Origin of the sequence: Pseudoalteromonas luteoviolacea (genome assembly GCF_021654285.1) — a bacterium.
Lineage (GTDB): Bacteria > Pseudomonadota > Gammaproteobacteria > Enterobacterales > Alteromonadaceae > Pseudoalteromonas > Pseudoalteromonas luteoviolacea_J.
In genome coordinates this window covers 14,810-30,713 of record NZ_JAKFZS010000013.1, presented here as the reverse complement: position 1 = coordinate 30,713, position 15,904 = coordinate 14,810, and the positions used below count along the sequence as shown (strand labels likewise).

The window sequence follows — 15,904 nt, the reverse complement described above, 5'->3', positions numbered from 1 at the left end:
ATCGACTAACCCTTATTCACGGAGATTTCACTGCCATTTTTAAGCAGCTGCACAGCTGTTGTAATAATGGGAGAGGTTAATACACTGCTATTTCCTGATACAGCAGAGATCAGCACTTGCTCACCACGCTGCTCTAATAGTCTTACCGTATGTCTTTGCGCCTTACCTTGATTATCAACAAATACACTCAGTGCACCATCCGGATGATATTTAAGCGCCGACTTTGGCACCCAAACAGCCTGAGTGCCGGTACTTGGTAATTCGAATTCAGCTTGCGCAGACATACCAGCGACAAATCCAGCTTGCTGTGGCACCGCTATATGTACTACAAAGCTGCGAGTCCCCGCATTGATCACGGGGACAATCGCCTGAACTTGGCCTTTAACCAGCTTACTTTGATCGTGGTCGGGAATAATATTAAGCGATTGAATTTGATTGTTTGAAAAAGCGCTGATGTACTCTTGCGGCACAGCGACGTTGAGCCTTAAATCCTCTGCAGAAACCAAGGTAAAAGTATGTGTCTGAGTAGTTACCCACTCACCTAAATCCACATTACGCTTCATCACTACACCCTCAAATGGCGCGAATAGCGTCTGTCTTCTCAATGACTCTTTATTAACAGCCAAGTTTGCTTTCGTTTTTGCAAGCTCAGCTTTAGCGGCAGCCACACTAGCACGTCGCTCGGCCAATAAGGTTGGCGCAACAAACTGCTTTTTAGACAGCGATTCTACTTCTTCTAGCTGTCGTTTTGCCTCCAATAATGCAACATCTGCAGCCGACACGGACGCTTCACTTTGTTCCAACTCGAGTTTCGCTAAAGTTGGATCAAGCCGCAGTAACGCCTGACCTCGCTTAACTACATCACCTACTTCTACCATTAATTCATTCACTACGCCTGCTTCTAGGCTAGCAAGGGTTGCATTTTGGGATGCCTCAACAGTACCACTCAACGCTAATTTATTTTTATATTGAAGATCCTTGGCTTGAAAAACCGCGACTTCTACTGGCGCGCTCCAAGTTGGTGCTGACCACGCCGCAAATACGGACATAGCAACAACGGATACAAACGCAGGCATACAACGCATTTTTACACCTCAAATGATAATTGTTTTTAAACAAGATACACTGAATGAGTTTGTCTAACGCGCAAATTGCGACAAACTCACTAATCTAACGGACGATAATCTAATTATGGTTTTAGAGTGTAATACTCATGTTACAAAAACCCGCTCCACACATATAAATTATCGACGTGTTATATACGTTAACGGTTGATAAAACGCTTAATTCAGTGCTGATACTAATGTCTTTCCATCTCCATCCACCTTGGACATCAATTTCAGTCCTAAAATACTGGCAACAGTAGGGTAAATATCTAAATTATTGACTTCTGGAAGTTTAACCCCTTTTTTAAACGCAGGTCCGATAGCAACAAAGGTCGCGGCCAAATCTTTTGAGTAAGGATATCCGTGCGCACCAACGTAATCGATTTTCTCATGGGTGCCAAATGCATACGGTGGAAATGCTTCAATGATGATGTCTGCCGTTGTGTCATCAATCTTAACACCTCTTGACTGTAAAGTTGTATTATTTAACACTTCAAAGCGGCCTTCACTTTGCGCGCTCAAAGATAACTTTAAGCGAGTTATATCCACCTCCGAATTTGTTTTTTTGTAAAGGTGTGTGCGAGTGCCGCCATTTTTGACATAAAAGTGCTCTAAATTAAAGCCAAGTTTATCTAAAATAATGGTTTTTTCGGGCTCAACAGACACCATGCCATGATCAGATACCAGCACCAGATTCACATCATGATCCACCTCTGTTTTAAGCCTGCTCCACAACTGCCCAATTAGCTTATCTACCTCTTGTACAGCTTGATAAGTCTCTGCTGCATCAGGGCCAAAGTCATGTCCCATATCATCAACCAATGAAAAGTATCCCGCAACAAATCTTGGTCTTTGCGACTTTTCAAGCTTTAACCAATCAATAATTTGGTCTATGCGCTTTTGATAGTTACCTTTTTTGGCGTAACGCATATAATAACTGGGTGTCCTGCCGTTAAAACGTGCCTCAGATTCTGGCCAAAAATACGTTGCAGCTTTGACCCCCTGCATCTCGGCTAAATTCCAAAGTGGTATACCACTTAGCCAAGTACTGTCTTTGGTACCTTGGCCCATTTTGTAACATTCTTGACGACGCTTATCACAGAAATAATTGTCGATAATGCCATGATTTGAGGGCAATAAACCTGTGACGATTGAAATATGATTGGGAAATGTTTTCGTCGGATAAACAGGGCGCATATGACTCGCCCGTACGCCGCTTTTAGCTATCATCGCAATGTTTTTTGCATCATGCTTTTCAATATAATCCCAGCGAAAGCCATCAAGAGAAAATAGTACAACACTTTGCTCGTCTTCTTGCGCTAAAGTAGTAAATGAAAAAAATGTAAATAAAATAGCAGTCAGTATTTTTTTTGAACAGGCCATCCAAAACCTCAAAAATAAAAAATTTTTGTGATTTTATCTTTTTAAAATGACAAATTAAAAAGGCATGAGGTAAAAAGCGCACATTTGAGATATATAACCAATTATGCGCATTAAGACTAAAAAATCGCTAATATATTTTTATCTTTACTCGTTCAATATGATAATTAAATGAGCTTTTGGGTTATCTCCCCCATACCATTAATAAGCTTAACTTTGGCCATTGCACCATTAATCAGGGTCAAATTAGGTGCTTGATGACTAATATCGACATCATATAAAATCGGTATTTCAAGGTCTCCTAGCGCTTGTTTTAAAGCCATGAGATCATCATAGCCTTCGCCCCGTTTACCCTCTGCTGCAATATTACGCCCAATTAAAATGCCAGCGGCATATTTGAATGCACCTTTGAGTTTTAAACTTTGTAATGCACGAAAATACTGTGTTGGGGTAAGTTCGCCATTTTCGAAGTAATAAATCGTTGGTTCAAACTGATTTATCAATCGGTTATAAGGTGCAAAATAGTCTGTGCCATATAACACCATATGTGTATCTAAACACCCGCCAACTAAACGTCCTGAAAACTCAAGATCAGAGGCGTCAATACAACTTGTATTGAGTACTTTCCAACAGCTCGGCTCTGTTAAATTAAATGCGGCATTAGGATGTTTACTATAATCCGCATGCTGAGGCTCATAATGTGTTGCGGCGATCTGCTTAAACTCTGAACCAATTGAGGTTGCCAAATGAGTAAATACATTTGCAGTTAAATCATCAGTCTGATTCAAAGCTAACTGCATCAAGTTCGTACAGTGACAAGTTGCCCAGCCAAGCTTAGAGCTGATAGCACTCAATACCGTGCTAATATCAGAAAACCCTAGTAACCATTTTGGTCGGGCTTTCTCTAACTGCAGCCAATCTAAAAGCGGTAACAGCTCCATCGCCACCTCACCTCCCCATGGCGCCATAATCACATCAACACTATCATCAAGTAGAAATGCCATAAGCTCTGCCACACGCAGCTCTGTAGATGCACTCACGTGTAGTTGATTGTCACGCAAACATTGCCCCTCTACTACGTGGAACCCGCGTTTAGATAAATCATTTAACACAATATCTAATCGAGCATGGCATGCTTTAGGTACACCTGAAGAAAAAGCAGTAATGGCAATTCTGTTGCCGGGTTTTATGGCCGCTGGGTACAACATAAAAATTCCTGTTTATATTTCATATTTTTATTGAATATGTTTTGCTAATTAGCAACATAACATGTTGAATTTAAAACTAATCAAGTCAGCTCATAAAGTCAACTAAAAGCACAAAACTATCAAGGCTTCAATGCTGATGACGCTCAAGTTGCGTGCTTGCAACACAAATAAGTATTCCCCCCTGCAAACAGCATCATTTTTAGCGCCAGTTCACTAAATAACCTGTACGAATTCTGCACGTTTACTATGCTTACTGAACCCAATAAATATTCTCAAACCCTACACAGTTTGTATCGTGTGTTGCGGAGGAAAAAACCATGTTTTATTCAAGTAAAAGGATGCACCTCATACTAACTTGGGTGCTAGGTGTTAGTATTGCTGGCTGTGGAGGAGGAGGTTCTGATAGTGGCTCACCATCGACACCTTCTACACCATCGACACCTTCTACACCACAAAACGCCGCGCCATCGGTGACTATCAGTGGTGAAAACTCTATTCAAGAAAAGCAAGAAATCTCCCTCACGGCGCAAGCAACTGATAGCGATGGCACTGTTGATTCATTTTCATGGCAAATCGTTTCAGGTCCCTCGACGACACTATCAAACTCAACAACCAATGTAGTGACATTTACCACACCGGATATTTCAGAAGATTCAACAATGACACTGCGAGTCACTGTGACTGATGATGACAATGCAACCACAAGTGCAGACTTTAACCTAAACGTCACCAGAATAGTGAAGTCAGTAACCATTACAGGTCTAGTCACTGACGAGCCAATCCCCAATGCTGCACTCACCATATTTGTTGGCGACCAGAGTTTTGAATTATCCGCCGATGAAACAGGAACCTATAATTATCAGCTTGATGTGGATGAGTCCATGGTTGACGACTTGGTTAGAATAAGAGCAAAAGGCGGTAGCACTCAATCTGAAGTAGAATTTTATTCTCAGCTCCCTAGCTTTTCATCAATCGAGACACAAGCTGGCGACGATGGCGTCCTAAACAAAGACGACAATTTTGGCGTGAACATCACCAATGTGACAACTTCTGAATATGCATTGATCACTCGAGAAGCGGGTACTCCGCAAAGTGAAACATCACTTAACAATGCCCTGGTAGGTATTGATGCCGACGAAAAACTTACGCTCGCTGCTTTAATTAAGATTGTGGTCGATGGTGAAGGCGATAATGCCTTTAGTTTGCCTGAAGGGGTTAACTCAACATTTGAGCTGGTATCAACACCAGCCGCGGTAGCAGAACTAACAGATACCATAAATGATAAAAACCCGACCTTAATTGAGAGTACTAAAAATAGCATTAAAGAAGATAGTGACTTAGTAGATAGCGGCCAATCGGATATCGTCGGAGACTACTTAATTGGTTCAACAAACGTCTTCGAACATCTCTTTTTCGAAGCGTCTTTTAATCAGGATAATACAGGGACTTTTGCCGATTACTCCAGTGGTGGCATGACTTGGTCACAGAATGAGAACGGCTTAGTCTCTTTAGTTTTTGAGTCAGGAATTATGGGTAAAACCTATGAATGTAAAGATACTAGTGGCAATAAATATAATTGCCACTATCGATACAAAAGCGGTTCATTTTCTATCTATGATGAAAACCCCATTGCCAAAGCTATTAGTATTACGTTCATCGGTGATGAGTACACAATGGACAGTACTGGGAATGAAATGCTAGTTAATAGCGACGTGAGTCGCAATGATGAGCTGTCAATGATTGGTAAAACGCAAACCATTACTCCAACCCAAAGCCAGTTTAGCGGAAATTGGTATATCAATGCGCTTTACTATTCCGTATCGGGTAGCTTTGCAAGCAAGGTAACATTTAACCAAGATGGTACAGGTAGTGCCCAAATGCCTGACGACACATCTCGTACTCTAACTTGGTCAATTACAGATAACCTCCTTACCCTCACACTTGATAAAACAGACCTAATGGAAGCTAAGGCGTTTAAATACTGGCTGATAAAAAGTGTAGATTCAGGTTATCAATTCTGGGCAACCACAGACAAAACCGATACAGAGCATTACAGAAGACGTTCTGGGCTAATGGTCCCTGAGCAAGCGGTTACATTGTCAAACAATGATGTCATTGGCCGGTTTAGATCGTATCAAGGTGTCGCCGAGCCTCAAGATTTCTTTGTCGACAATTATATTAACGGCACATCCTACAGATTCATGTATAAAACGATGAGTACTTGGGCGCAATCGGGCAGAACACTCAGCATGCAATCTCTAGGTTATGGTCCAACTACTTCTCGCTCCTTGGTACACCAATGCCCAGAAGGCGCAAGTGCTGATATGTGCGTAGTCAACTGGACACAAAAACTTGAGGTAATTGCACGAAATGGTGACACTTGGTATGTAAGAGAAAGCTACCCAACAGACAACTCAAATACAACCAGTGGTTCTTATATTCAACAGTACAAAAAATCGGCGCCCACCGTTGATAAATTTGAATATTATTGGTTACCAATGAGAACGCTCTATTTTGTCGAGAATCAACAAGTATTAAAAAATTCCTTTTCTGAGAGCCAAAACGATGATGGCTCAACGTCTCGCAAAGTAGAATTAGGAACTGGGGATCTTGCTGATTATTCGATTTCCGGCGGTAAATTACTGATTGACCAAATGGGGTCTGTCGGTGTGACCGAGATCCAAGATTTTGATAGAGATTACTTCAAAGTGTGTGGTTATTTCGAGGGCACAAACTGCGAGTTAGGCGAAGTCAGAAACCTCTATGTTGACTTCAATATCGCTTCAAGAAGCATGTACACACCGCCTGCCCCAATGCAATATGCAATTGACGGCGCTTGGTATCAACCCAGCTCACCTGAATTTGTTATTATCATCAGAGACGGCACTTGGGTGCATATGGAACTCAAAACCGACAATGACCCACAAGGCTTTGCTGGATTAGAAATTGGGTCTCTGAGCTGGGATGAAGCAACAGGTAACTTGCAAGTTAACAAAGTCGTAGATACTAATGGCGTTTACGGATTTGATGAGAACTTAGCGCATAAGGCAACTGTAAATGGTAATACCATGACACTAGAGGTTGAAGGCGAGTCCCCAATTACCTTTGAACGCTTGCTAGATGAAAACGAGCCAAGAGTGGGTGGTTTTGTAGAATACCCTCTCACAACAAGTCGAGTATGGGTGTCAGTATTTTTACCTGATAACAAGTTTTTTGAAGCCGAGTATGACCCCGCCAATTCTGACGGCCCAGGCATTAATTATGGCTCCTATACCTATAATGAAGAAACAGGCTTAGCAACGCTGACTTTTGAAGTGAATCAGCTCAACACCGATGATATTTCATTCTTTATGTATCAAGCTGGTCCTGATGTCATTCACTGGAAAGACACGGATGAGGTGGGTGCGGTCGTACGTACTAAATCCAATAGCGAACAACCCTACTTTGATAGTCATAAAATTGAATACGAACGCTTTGCACTGATCAATGGCGATACCACCCATTACGTTGACTTTAAAGGGGATGGAACAGCGGACTTTGTCAGTGACGGACAGACACGATCGTTCACATGGAAAGTCGTACTTGGTCAACTTCATCTAACGGCTGTCACCCCTAGTGCAGGCCTACAAGTAGAAGCGTACGTCATAACACCAACAAGTATGCTTGATGATGGCTGGAACGTCGATGTTATTAAGCTAGAACACCCACTTGATTTTTCTGACAATGACAGCCCAGATAATCATGATAGATTTAGCGGCAGCATGCGCCGTTAAGTAAATTTAGCCCTAGTGAAAGCGCGACCACAAATGTGTCGCGCTTTTTTGTGCAGTACAGGTATGCATTTTGCTTATTTTTATGTAATTGCAATGGATGGTTGCTTGCTATGAAACTAACACCTGACGAGCTCAAACTACTTCATGAACTAGAAACAGGCCACTTTGATGAAAACGACAGCTTAGCGCCGCAAAAGCTCAGCTTAGAACAGCTAAAAAAACGTATTTACCAATTATGGTTAGTGGAGCCCCTCGCGCTTTATTTAACACATAATCAATACTTAGCGAAGAAGTCATGCATTGAAAGTATTTTATTGGAAGAAAAAGCATATAACAATGATATAAACGCGCATAAAATCAAAACGCTTTTGACGCTTATCAATAAGCTTCCAGACATCCTTGATACAAGTAAATGTCCAAGAAATTGGCGTTTTTACCCATCGCCCTCAATTACATTTTCTCTGACCTACCCAAAAGTTATTTGCTCAATTCAAAGCCTATCGTTATCAGGAGCCTGTGTTGCCTCATTCCCTCTAAATGGTGCAGAACATGTGAAATGCTTTACCAAAAAACACGCATACCTTGAGCTTTCAGACAACTTGCATATTCATGTCTATATAGAACGTGCAATAGCACGTAATCAAGATTATATCGCGCTGCAGTTTAATCATCATACAAGGGAAAACCCAATGTTAAAGCTGCTCATACTCACTCATTATTTAAACTCACATATCAACTCATGAAAGCGGCATTTCCCTGCCGCCATTTGCGCTGGGAAGTTAAAAAGTCTGATAAAGCACTCTCAGCGCCAATAACATAAAGGCGACCCCCAGGATTTTGGAAATCACTCCTTGCTGTGCTCCTAAGTTAAAACGCTTTGTCGCAGATGATGCTGCAACTGACACAAATACAAACCATATAGCATCTATTATAAATACCGTAAAACACATCAAAAAGGCGAGTGTAAATGTCATCATTGCTGGATCAATGAATTGTGAAAAAAGCGCAACAAAAAATATTGCAGTTTTAGGGTTCACAAACGCTACGGTGAAACCTTCTCTGGCAGCAGACACCCAATCGGTTGTCGCTTTGTCTATTGCTTCACTCTCATTTGGCTCTGCTGGCTTACTAGTCAATATTTTAAATCCAAGATAAGCCAAGTATGCAGCCCCAAAATATAATAGTAGTGTATAAACTGTTGGAAACTGTGCAATCAAACTTGCGAGACCAAGTATAGAAAGCGCTGCGTAGCTACCTACACCAAAGGCATGCGCAATACTTGCAGATACTCCGGCAACTGTTCCACTATTCATACTATGCTTAAGCACCACTGCCAAACTTGGTCCGGGTGACATTGCGCCCAATGTACAAATTAACGCTAAACTCAGCCATGCTGATAATTCCATATTTACCTCCGCAGAATTTCAGCCGCGAGTTTACCTAAAATAACCTTGCATTGTGAACAACAATTTACGTTCGGTGGTCATCTGAGCGATACGCTATATCTGCATCTTCTCACTTAGACCACAAAACAGTCACCATATTACAACTACCACTGTGAGATATATGAGTAATAATCGCCGTTTTTAATTAACAAAACTGTGCATGCAAACACAAATACTACAATTGAACTATGAATTCGTTCTTACTGGGAATTCTTGAAAATGGTCTACCATGTGTTTCTGGCATCTATTTTCAAATAACTCTAGCGGTATGCTTGCAATTTTAGGCTCATTTTGATTTTTATATGCAATCTCAATATGTTTATGCTCTATTTTTACCATTTCAATATCCCTGTATTGAATTGTCTCCCTAGCGCCAAGTGGTGCCAACTTAAGCTCTGCAAAGGTTGAAAACAGCTTTACTGGCTTGTGGTTAACAAGTAATGAATAGTTAAGGCTGTAGGTTGCTCCAAATATTATCAAATACCCTAGTATATTCACTCCACTCAATAACCCTGCTATACCAAATAATATGGACAGGCCACCTATAAATGGCATCACTGCAACCCCCAAAAATACTTTCTTTTTATACACATGTACTGGTAACTGCTTCGTTTTTTTGCCCATATTAAGTCCTTTTTTAGTCCCGAAACCTATCGCCAAAAAGTAGTCACTTTGTCACTTCATTAGCCACTTTTCCTCACACCTAGATATAGATACTAAGCAATAAAATTGACTTGAATGGCGAAATGCTTTTAACAATAGGCATCTCGAAGAGTGGTTATTTCAGTTGGTCAAGTAGCTTATGAGACGCATAGCTATTTGGTCAATTTACTTTTTTTCATTGCTTGGCTTCCTGATTTCCACCGTGCATTTTAACAGATACTTTTTGCGTTGCGTCAATTGACTATACAAATCCCCTCTTATTTGACACCCCAAAAAACTGGCAATTAGCAATCATCCAAGCGGACAAAAAACCGGCAACCAGTTTCCCTTCACTCAATATCTCCCCCATATAAAAAGGTTACAGAATTGTAAAATATAGGTTTTATTTTGTGGCATATCTATTGCTTAATTAGCCTTATCTATACAAGGAGATAAGTCATGATATTACATTCTGGTCCGCAGCAAATCACTCACCAAACTTCAACGTACAGCACAAATCAAGCTAAGGCTGCGCAAGAAATATCTACAACGCAGGAGACTCAAGAAGCATCATCCTCTGGTAAATTGAAGCATGGTGGTGATGTGCTTATCCCCCATGTCGAAGCAGACCCTGAATTTGCAAGAAAAATGGCTAAAGACGCCGCTTATATACCAGACAAATTGCTAATTGACCTATCTAAATCGCCTTCTTTCAAAGATGCATCTACCTATAATCAGTGGAAAAGCAATACGTTGGAGTTTGATAAAATAGCAGCAGAAGTAACAGAGCAGAGAATAGAGATGTACGGAAAAATGAAAGCTGAGGGTGCATCTGACTCAGACATATATAAACAGTTGATGGCTTTCAACCACTCATTGCCTATGGACTATCAAGTAAAATCAGGCATGCTCAAAGTAAATGAGTACGCCTGACTATAAAGGCCTATTTAAGGCCTTTATAAACATCACTATTGATAGTTTACAATAACTTGGCTTGTTCTACCGAATGCAGCTGGCGAGACTACGCTACCGTTACCACGAATAACGAAGGCATAAATGAACTTTTGATTTGCAGCAAGTCCTCTGAAATTCGATAAGCTGCCACTTCGCCTGCTACTTACATCAACACATGCTGAGGTTGATCTCCAGCACAAATATACTTCTAACCCTGCAGGTACCCTAGATAAACTCCAGTTGTAGTTAACTGTGTTTATTGTTGAGCCAAAAGGCACAGAGCCAACAACGGGAAGATCTAACGAATACAATAAACCTGTGTGTCTTATCGTTGGTGGCACTCCACTACTTGCCCATGCCCCAGAATTAATAAAAATAGGTCCATCAACACTGTCTAACGATACCAAATCTTGAGACACAGATACACTTGGAGATAACAACTCTGGCACTTCATATTGAGACTGCGCGCTCGCAGTTCCTGCCCATAACATAGCAACAGAAGCAACCATCGCTGATACTTTTTTTACACTTATCTTAAACATATTTCCTTTTCCTTTTTTTTGTAAATCCAGCGCTTTTTTTAACAATCATATTTAATTCAAGTCAATAAAAACCGTTCAAAAAACAACCAAAAATATTTCATGTAAAATGCCATTTATGTGTATTTTTTAATACAAAGAACACATACCACCTGGAAACTCATTTTTTATTTCATGAAATAAAATAAACAAGAGAAAACACTAAAAGTACCGATAAAATCAATTACCATTATCTAAAATTCAAATAATGAACCTTTGATTCAGTCACTTAAAAAACAAAATAAAACAATGTAATGCAAAATAAAGCATAATACTTAAATACCAACAAAAGAAATTAATTACCCGATAAAATACCAAAAATTAAGAATTAAAAATTCAAACATGACGATGGTATTTTCAACAGTTTTTTTTCGCGGATTAATTTTTGCATAGCGGTAATATCAGCATTTCATAGCCAATAAAATTGCGATTTAAGTGTTCATGATCGTTCACTATTGGAGAGTTCTATCAACATAGATCCATACTGGTATGAGCTGTTACAATTAAGCAAAGCTTGGCATAGTCACCATATCAAGTTTGCTTAACCGTATTAGCACAGTTTGGGTTCATCAATACAAAGGACAGAAAAAGGAAATTAGTAGCTCTAGAAACCCTAGATTAGTTCGTTTTACGTATAAAAGGCTAACAAGATACAATTAACGTGATAACAAAACCTCAAAGGTGTCTGAGTAACGCTCTTGAATAGCTCTTGCACGACTCCCTTGCGCATATTCCGAAGGTACTGTGCTATATCTAATTCTTTCTATATAGACATCGCCTTGACACGCTTTCTTAGTGTTTAAAATGTCTTGCTCAAAACCTTCCAAAGAAGCTAAATCTATTGATAAATTGCCGTCATCTTGAATATCACGGAAACTCTCAACAATGCTTTGCTCATTACCCTCATTATTTTTGCACCTAACACTTAACACAACATCTAACCGTGTATCTGTAGCAGTATCAGCAGTCCAGCTAACATCAACTGTGTCTGTTTTATAAAATGACTGGTTTTGTTGTGGCGTGAAGATTGTAAAAGGTGCTGGTAAATTAAGGTTTGTTCGAATTATATCATTCGTTTCTGATCTTGAAAAAGTAACTGTAAATTTTGTATCTTTATCGGCCACATTAAAATTTGCGCGGTAATCTATGTCTAAAAAGCTATCGTCAATTTCCAAGTCTTTAGTCACACCTAGCGCAGATGCTTGTAGTTTGTCATTGTTTGATAGCTTAATGTTATTTCCATTGCGTGAGCTGACATTCAATTCAGCAATAACACGACTGTCTTTACCTTGTGAGGTAACATAAATATCAGCCCAGATGGCGTCTGTTTGAATACCTTTGGACTCAGTTGTTTCAGTTGAGCAACCAGATAGCACTAACATTGAAATAGAAATAGCTGAAAAACTCTTAATGTTCATAATTGTACCTTTTTGTTCCGTGGTGCAGACTATGATAGAGAGGTTTATGTTGAAGTAAAATAGGGGTTAACACTTTAATACAATTTTTTGTTTTTCTTATCGTAATTAATTACTAATTATTATCCTTGATATAAACATGTTAAATAGAACATCCTTGTCCAGGTAAAAATCTAGTTCACTTTATTGGAACAATATGAATATAAGATGGATTATGATATTTATCAATACAAAAATATAAATTACTTATTTTTGAACCATCAAGAGTTTATTGTCGCCTAGTTTATTTAAGGTTATATTATTATTTCACAATCATTAATTTACCAGAGACGCGCTATAGCCTATATTTTTAATATTATAGTTACTAGGCAGCCCTACATCTTCGCCGTCATAATTACACACCCCTTGGGGGAAAATCTTCTGCAAAATAGAAATATGCTTAGTCACCGGTATTGCGCCATAAACGCCATCCTCTATCGCTTTTTTCACAGGTATCAAAGGACATTTAAACATATCTCCTCCCCACTGACCGCCAGCTTCAATCCTGCTGGTACTGAACATTGGAAATCGACTTTGGCAAGAGCCATCATTGCGACTATTCCATTGCCCATCAAAAACATCTTCTCCAGAGTCAAATATACTACCATCTCGATTAAAACAGGTATCTTGCAATGTTTCGGGCTTTGCATCACTTACACTGGTGCTAGGGTCAGCTCTCAAGTTCAACAACCATATATCCATCATTTCAAATGCCTGATGAGTTGGGTCAAAGTCCTTGTGTGCAACCCATATAACGTGGTTATTACTATGTCCTTTTGCAGCCTGAATGCGAAGTCGACTATAAAAAGAAGCAGACATATGGTGCATATCTAGCTCGTTCTCTAAATAGTGTCTTGCATCTATCACAGGAACATTAATATTGCCAATAAATACCTGCCCTGATAGATACGCTTGATTCATCGCTTTAATAGAGCCCTCATGTCTTGGGGCAACTTCATCAACTGGAGTAGTGATATTGTGGTTCCCCCACAAAGTAAGCCAAATAGGTAATTTATGGCCAAATGGTAAAACAATTTCCTCTTGTTGCATCTGTTGCTGGGGTTTCCAACCGCCAATATGAGCATTTAAGTGTAAAAACTCATCAAGTGTTATTTTTTTAGCTTTAAGCGCATTGAGTCCATACTGTACACCTACATTGTCCCAAGTGCTCAAACCAAAGCCATTCTTATCAATACCAAAAACATGCGACATATCTTGCCAATAGCTCCAATTTGTATCATCAACAACATGCTCTTTAAAGTGTTCTCTTATAAATCCCTGCTGAGGGTTGTTAATAAAAGCTGATAACCCAAAATATCCATTAATGCACTCACTGCTTCCCTTTGGTAAACTAGGCACAAATCCTGACATTAACTGATTTATAGGCTGTAAAAAACCGCCCTTTTGAGGGAAGCCATTGATCGCATTCATCCCCTCAATCAGTCGTCGCCTCTCCCAATCTCGCCATGCACTTTTGTCGGCAGCCCTGAATGTAAAATAGTTATTTAACAAGTCACAATCTAACGCATAGGTCGTTTGCGTTATCATATCCGGATAACTGTATAAAGGTATTAGTCCGTCGAGAATTTCACGACTATTTTGAGCAATCAAGTATTGTGCTAATCCACCACCAGAACCGCCCACGCCAACAGTGTAAAGGGGCTTGCCATATAAACTCGTGAACTGTTTTTTAACACGTCGAGCTGTATCTTCAGCTAACAACATATTATAGGTATAACTGGTTTTATTCCCGCTCGAGCTAATGACTGCATATCCGTCAAGTAACTGCTGAGCTTGTCGAGTCATAACTCTAGAAGCTTTTTGTCTGCCTTGCCTGAACCCAATGCCAGATCCCCCGTTAAACTGATAAATAAGGCGCTTATTCCATTTGCTTTGAGCTAGCCTATCACCCAACTCAGCGTTTTTTATCGGCATAATCAAGGTATAAATAAAGCGATTGATTGTTCCTTGTTCTACTCTAAATAGTGGCAATGCGATATTCTTCGCAGTTTTTACATCAGTGATCCTTGAAGCAATATAACTGCCGTCTTTTTTGTACAATGTGTAATAATCAATGCGTGTTTTTACGCCGCAATCTTTGCTGTAGCCGATAACTTTATCGCTATCATAAACTGGAACCCCAAGCGCTTCATGATTATCCACTTCGGGTTGGCCTAACTTTGAGTCTCGTGACATGCAATAAAAAGGATACTGATTTGGACCAGAGTATAAGCTCTCGGAAGGACCGATTGCACCAATGGCTATCGGGAATGAAAAATGTTCAATCGGTCTTTTGGCTTGAGAAATGTGATCTTTAAGATCAAGTAGATAGTTATCTTTAGACTTGGCTGTGTTTTGAACAGCAAAGTGACGATCTTCATTTGTAACATCTTGGTATAACCAAAACGTAAAGCCAGCGCCAACCAGCAATAAAAAGATCAATATGAGCTTTTTTATCATATACACCTCTATGACTATGCCGATACTTTAAGTTTAGAGTTGCTCTGACAGTTACGTTGTTATATGTTTGTTATTTAAGGTAAACTGAAAAAGATCAATAAATAAAACATGATATTACAGGTTTACTCTTGAAGAGAAACTTATCTTTATATCCAAAATGGCTTGACCAAAAAACTAAAATTAACATTGCAAGCTGGTCATTAAACACTGCCAAAGGGTAAGTTTTTATTTATAAAAGGCTGACCTTCATTCAGTCGATGCAGTCTAATGGTTTTACTTCATCGTTTTTTCTTCTGGCACGTAAGAGCCAGCCAGTATATTTTCTTGCAATGATGCTAGCTTGTCCCTCTCAGTTGAAATTGTGTCTATAAGGGCTTGCTTTTCTGAGACTGTTAAGCCTTCAGATTGGTAAACATCTTTTTCTAGTAGGCTGAGCATATCCGTACGAACACCTGCTTCTTTATATTTCAGAAAATCAATTCCGAGACTGCTAAATAGTAAGGCTTCATTAACCTCATCGACCTCGATTTCGACTTTTATCGCAATGTCTTTTATTTCAATGACTGTTTCTTTAAACAGCTGAATCTGTTGGTTTTTCGCACTTTGGCTCTTATCCACTCTCTCTGGCATTAGGTAAAACTTGTTCATGATAATACCTTATTGTTTGTTCACTGATATCATCAAAATTTACATTTAAAGACAATGCTATTAAGTGTTCAGGGGCGCTGTGGTTTGGTTTCTCAGTCAAGACGCTTTGCATTACAGATGCAAAACTGGCGTGCTTTGTCACTTCATTACGCATTGATTGTTGTTGAGTCTTAACAAAAGGCATATGCTTTAACACTGAAATACTACTCATGGATATCCTTATTAAGTGGTCATTTAAACTATGATGTGGATATGA

At 39.6% G+C, this 15,904-nt stretch carries 13 protein-coding genes; 3 read left to right on the top strand and 10 right to left on the bottom strand.

Going from position 1 to position 15,904, the window contains the following annotated elements:
- Positions 1-5: 5 nt before the first annotated feature.
- From L1077_RS13790 to L1077_RS13780, 3 genes are all read right to left on the bottom strand, one after another.
- Positions 6-1,085, bottom strand: a complete 1,080-nt coding sequence (locus L1077_RS13790) for an efflux RND transporter periplasmic adaptor subunit (protein ID WP_237137360.1) — start codon at positions 1,083-1,085, stop codon at positions 6-8.
- Between the two features lie 198 nt (positions 1,086-1,283).
- Positions 1,284-2,489 carry an alkaline phosphatase family protein gene (locus tag L1077_RS13785; RefSeq protein ID WP_237137359.1) on the bottom strand — a complete coding sequence of 402 codons (1,206 nt, stop codon included), beginning with the start codon at positions 2,487-2,489 and terminating at the stop codon, positions 1,284-1,286.
- A 164-nt stretch (positions 2,490-2,653) separates the two neighbouring features.
- Complete coding sequence (locus tag L1077_RS13780; RefSeq protein WP_237137358.1) at positions 2,654-3,694, bottom strand: S66 family peptidase; 1,041 nt, start codon at positions 3,692-3,694, stop codon at positions 2,654-2,656.
- Positions 3,695-4,011: 317 nt separating this feature from the next.
- On the opposite strand from L1077_RS13780, the gene L1077_RS13775 reads away from it, so the two are divergent.
- Both L1077_RS13775 and L1077_RS13770 read left to right on the top strand, forming a co-directional pair.
- On the top strand, positions 4,012-7,467 hold the full coding sequence (locus L1077_RS13775) for a cadherin-like domain-containing protein (protein WP_237137357.1): 3,456 nt from the start codon (positions 4,012-4,014) through the stop codon (positions 7,465-7,467).
- A gap of 110 nt (positions 7,468-7,577) precedes the next feature.
- Positions 7,578-8,210, top strand: a complete 633-nt coding sequence (locus L1077_RS13770; protein WP_237137356.1) for a hypothetical protein — start codon at positions 7,578-7,580, stop codon at positions 8,208-8,210.
- A 36-nt stretch (positions 8,211-8,246) separates the two neighbouring features.
- Here L1077_RS13770 and L1077_RS13765 read toward each other — a convergent pair whose 3' ends face one another.
- Both L1077_RS13765 and L1077_RS13760 read right to left on the bottom strand, forming a co-directional pair.
- Positions 8,247-8,873 carry a LysE family translocator gene (locus tag L1077_RS13765; protein WP_237137355.1) on the bottom strand — a complete coding sequence of 209 codons (627 nt, stop codon included), beginning with the start codon at positions 8,871-8,873 and terminating at the stop codon, positions 8,247-8,249.
- Between the two features lie 225 nt (positions 8,874-9,098).
- A complete protein-coding gene (locus L1077_RS13760) occupies positions 9,099-9,536 on the bottom strand; it encodes a hypothetical protein (RefSeq protein ID WP_237137354.1) in 438 nt (145 codons plus the stop codon).
- A 477-nt stretch (positions 9,537-10,013) separates the two neighbouring features.
- Between L1077_RS13760 and L1077_RS13755 the strand changes: the two genes are divergently transcribed.
- The gene (locus tag L1077_RS13755; RefSeq protein ID WP_237137353.1) at positions 10,014-10,487 is read left to right on the top strand and encodes a hypothetical protein; all 474 of its coding nucleotides are present in this window, start codon (positions 10,014-10,016) and stop codon (positions 10,485-10,487) included.
- Positions 10,488-10,522: 35 nt separating this feature from the next.
- On the opposite strand, the gene L1077_RS13750 is transcribed toward L1077_RS13755, so the two are convergent.
- From L1077_RS13750 to L1077_RS13730, 5 genes are all read right to left on the bottom strand, one after another.
- On the bottom strand, positions 10,523-11,050 hold the full coding sequence (locus tag L1077_RS13750) for a flagellar protein FlhE (protein ID WP_237137352.1): 528 nt from the start codon (positions 11,048-11,050) through the stop codon (positions 10,523-10,525).
- Between the two features lie 692 nt (positions 11,051-11,742).
- A complete protein-coding gene (locus L1077_RS13745; RefSeq protein WP_237137351.1) occupies positions 11,743-12,504 on the bottom strand; it encodes a hypothetical protein in 762 nt (253 codons plus the stop codon).
- Positions 12,505-12,816: 312 nt separating this feature from the next.
- Entirely contained in the window at positions 12,817-15,000 is a 2,184-nt protein-coding gene (locus L1077_RS13740) for a DUF6351 family protein (RefSeq protein ID WP_237137350.1), read from the bottom strand.
- 273 nt (positions 15,001-15,273) lie between these two features.
- Positions 15,274-15,648, bottom strand: a complete 375-nt coding sequence (locus L1077_RS13735; protein WP_237137349.1) for a hypothetical protein — start codon at positions 15,646-15,648, stop codon at positions 15,274-15,276.
- Entirely contained in the window at positions 15,611-15,859 is a 249-nt protein-coding gene (locus L1077_RS13730) for a hypothetical protein (protein ID WP_237137348.1), read from the bottom strand. The genes L1077_RS13735 and L1077_RS13730 overlap by 38 nt, the downstream gene beginning before the upstream one ends.
- Positions 15,860-15,904 lie beyond the last annotated feature (45 nt).

Coding starts and splice junctions, on each gene's coding strand:
- L1077_RS13790 (WP_237137360.1), bottom strand. CDS start 1,085: ATGCGTTGTATGCCTGCGTTTGTATCCGTTGTTGCTATGTCCGTATTT.
- L1077_RS13785 (WP_237137359.1), bottom strand. CDS start 2,489: ATGGCCTGTTCAAAAAAAATACTGACTGCTATTTTATTTACATTTTTT.
- L1077_RS13780 (WP_237137358.1), bottom strand. CDS start 3,694: ATGTTGTACCCAGCGGCCATAAAACCCGGCAACAGAATTGCCATTACT.
- L1077_RS13775 (WP_237137357.1), top strand. CDS start 4,012: ATGTTTTATTCAAGTAAAAGGATGCACCTCATACTAACTTGGGTGCTA.
- L1077_RS13770 (WP_237137356.1), top strand. CDS start 7,578: ATGAAACTAACACCTGACGAGCTCAAACTACTTCATGAACTAGAAACA.
- L1077_RS13765 (WP_237137355.1), bottom strand. CDS start 8,873: ATGGAATTATCAGCATGGCTGAGTTTAGCGTTAATTTGTACATTGGGC.
- L1077_RS13760 (WP_237137354.1), bottom strand. CDS start 9,536: ATGGGCAAAAAAACGAAGCAGTTACCAGTACATGTGTATAAAAAGAAA.
- L1077_RS13755 (WP_237137353.1), top strand. CDS start 10,014: ATGATATTACATTCTGGTCCGCAGCAAATCACTCACCAAACTTCAACG.
- L1077_RS13750 (WP_237137352.1), bottom strand. CDS start 11,050: ATGTTTAAGATAAGTGTAAAAAAAGTATCAGCGATGGTTGCTTCTGTT.
- L1077_RS13745 (WP_237137351.1), bottom strand. CDS start 12,504: ATGAACATTAAGAGTTTTTCAGCTATTTCTATTTCAATGTTAGTGCTA.
- L1077_RS13740 (WP_237137350.1), bottom strand. CDS start 15,000: ATGATAAAAAAGCTCATATTGATCTTTTTATTGCTGGTTGGCGCTGGC.
- L1077_RS13735 (WP_237137349.1), bottom strand. CDS start 15,648: ATGAACAAGTTTTACCTAATGCCAGAGAGAGTGGATAAGAGCCAAAGT.
- L1077_RS13730 (WP_237137348.1), bottom strand. CDS start 15,859: ATGAGTAGTATTTCAGTGTTAAAGCATATGCCTTTTGTTAAGACTCAA.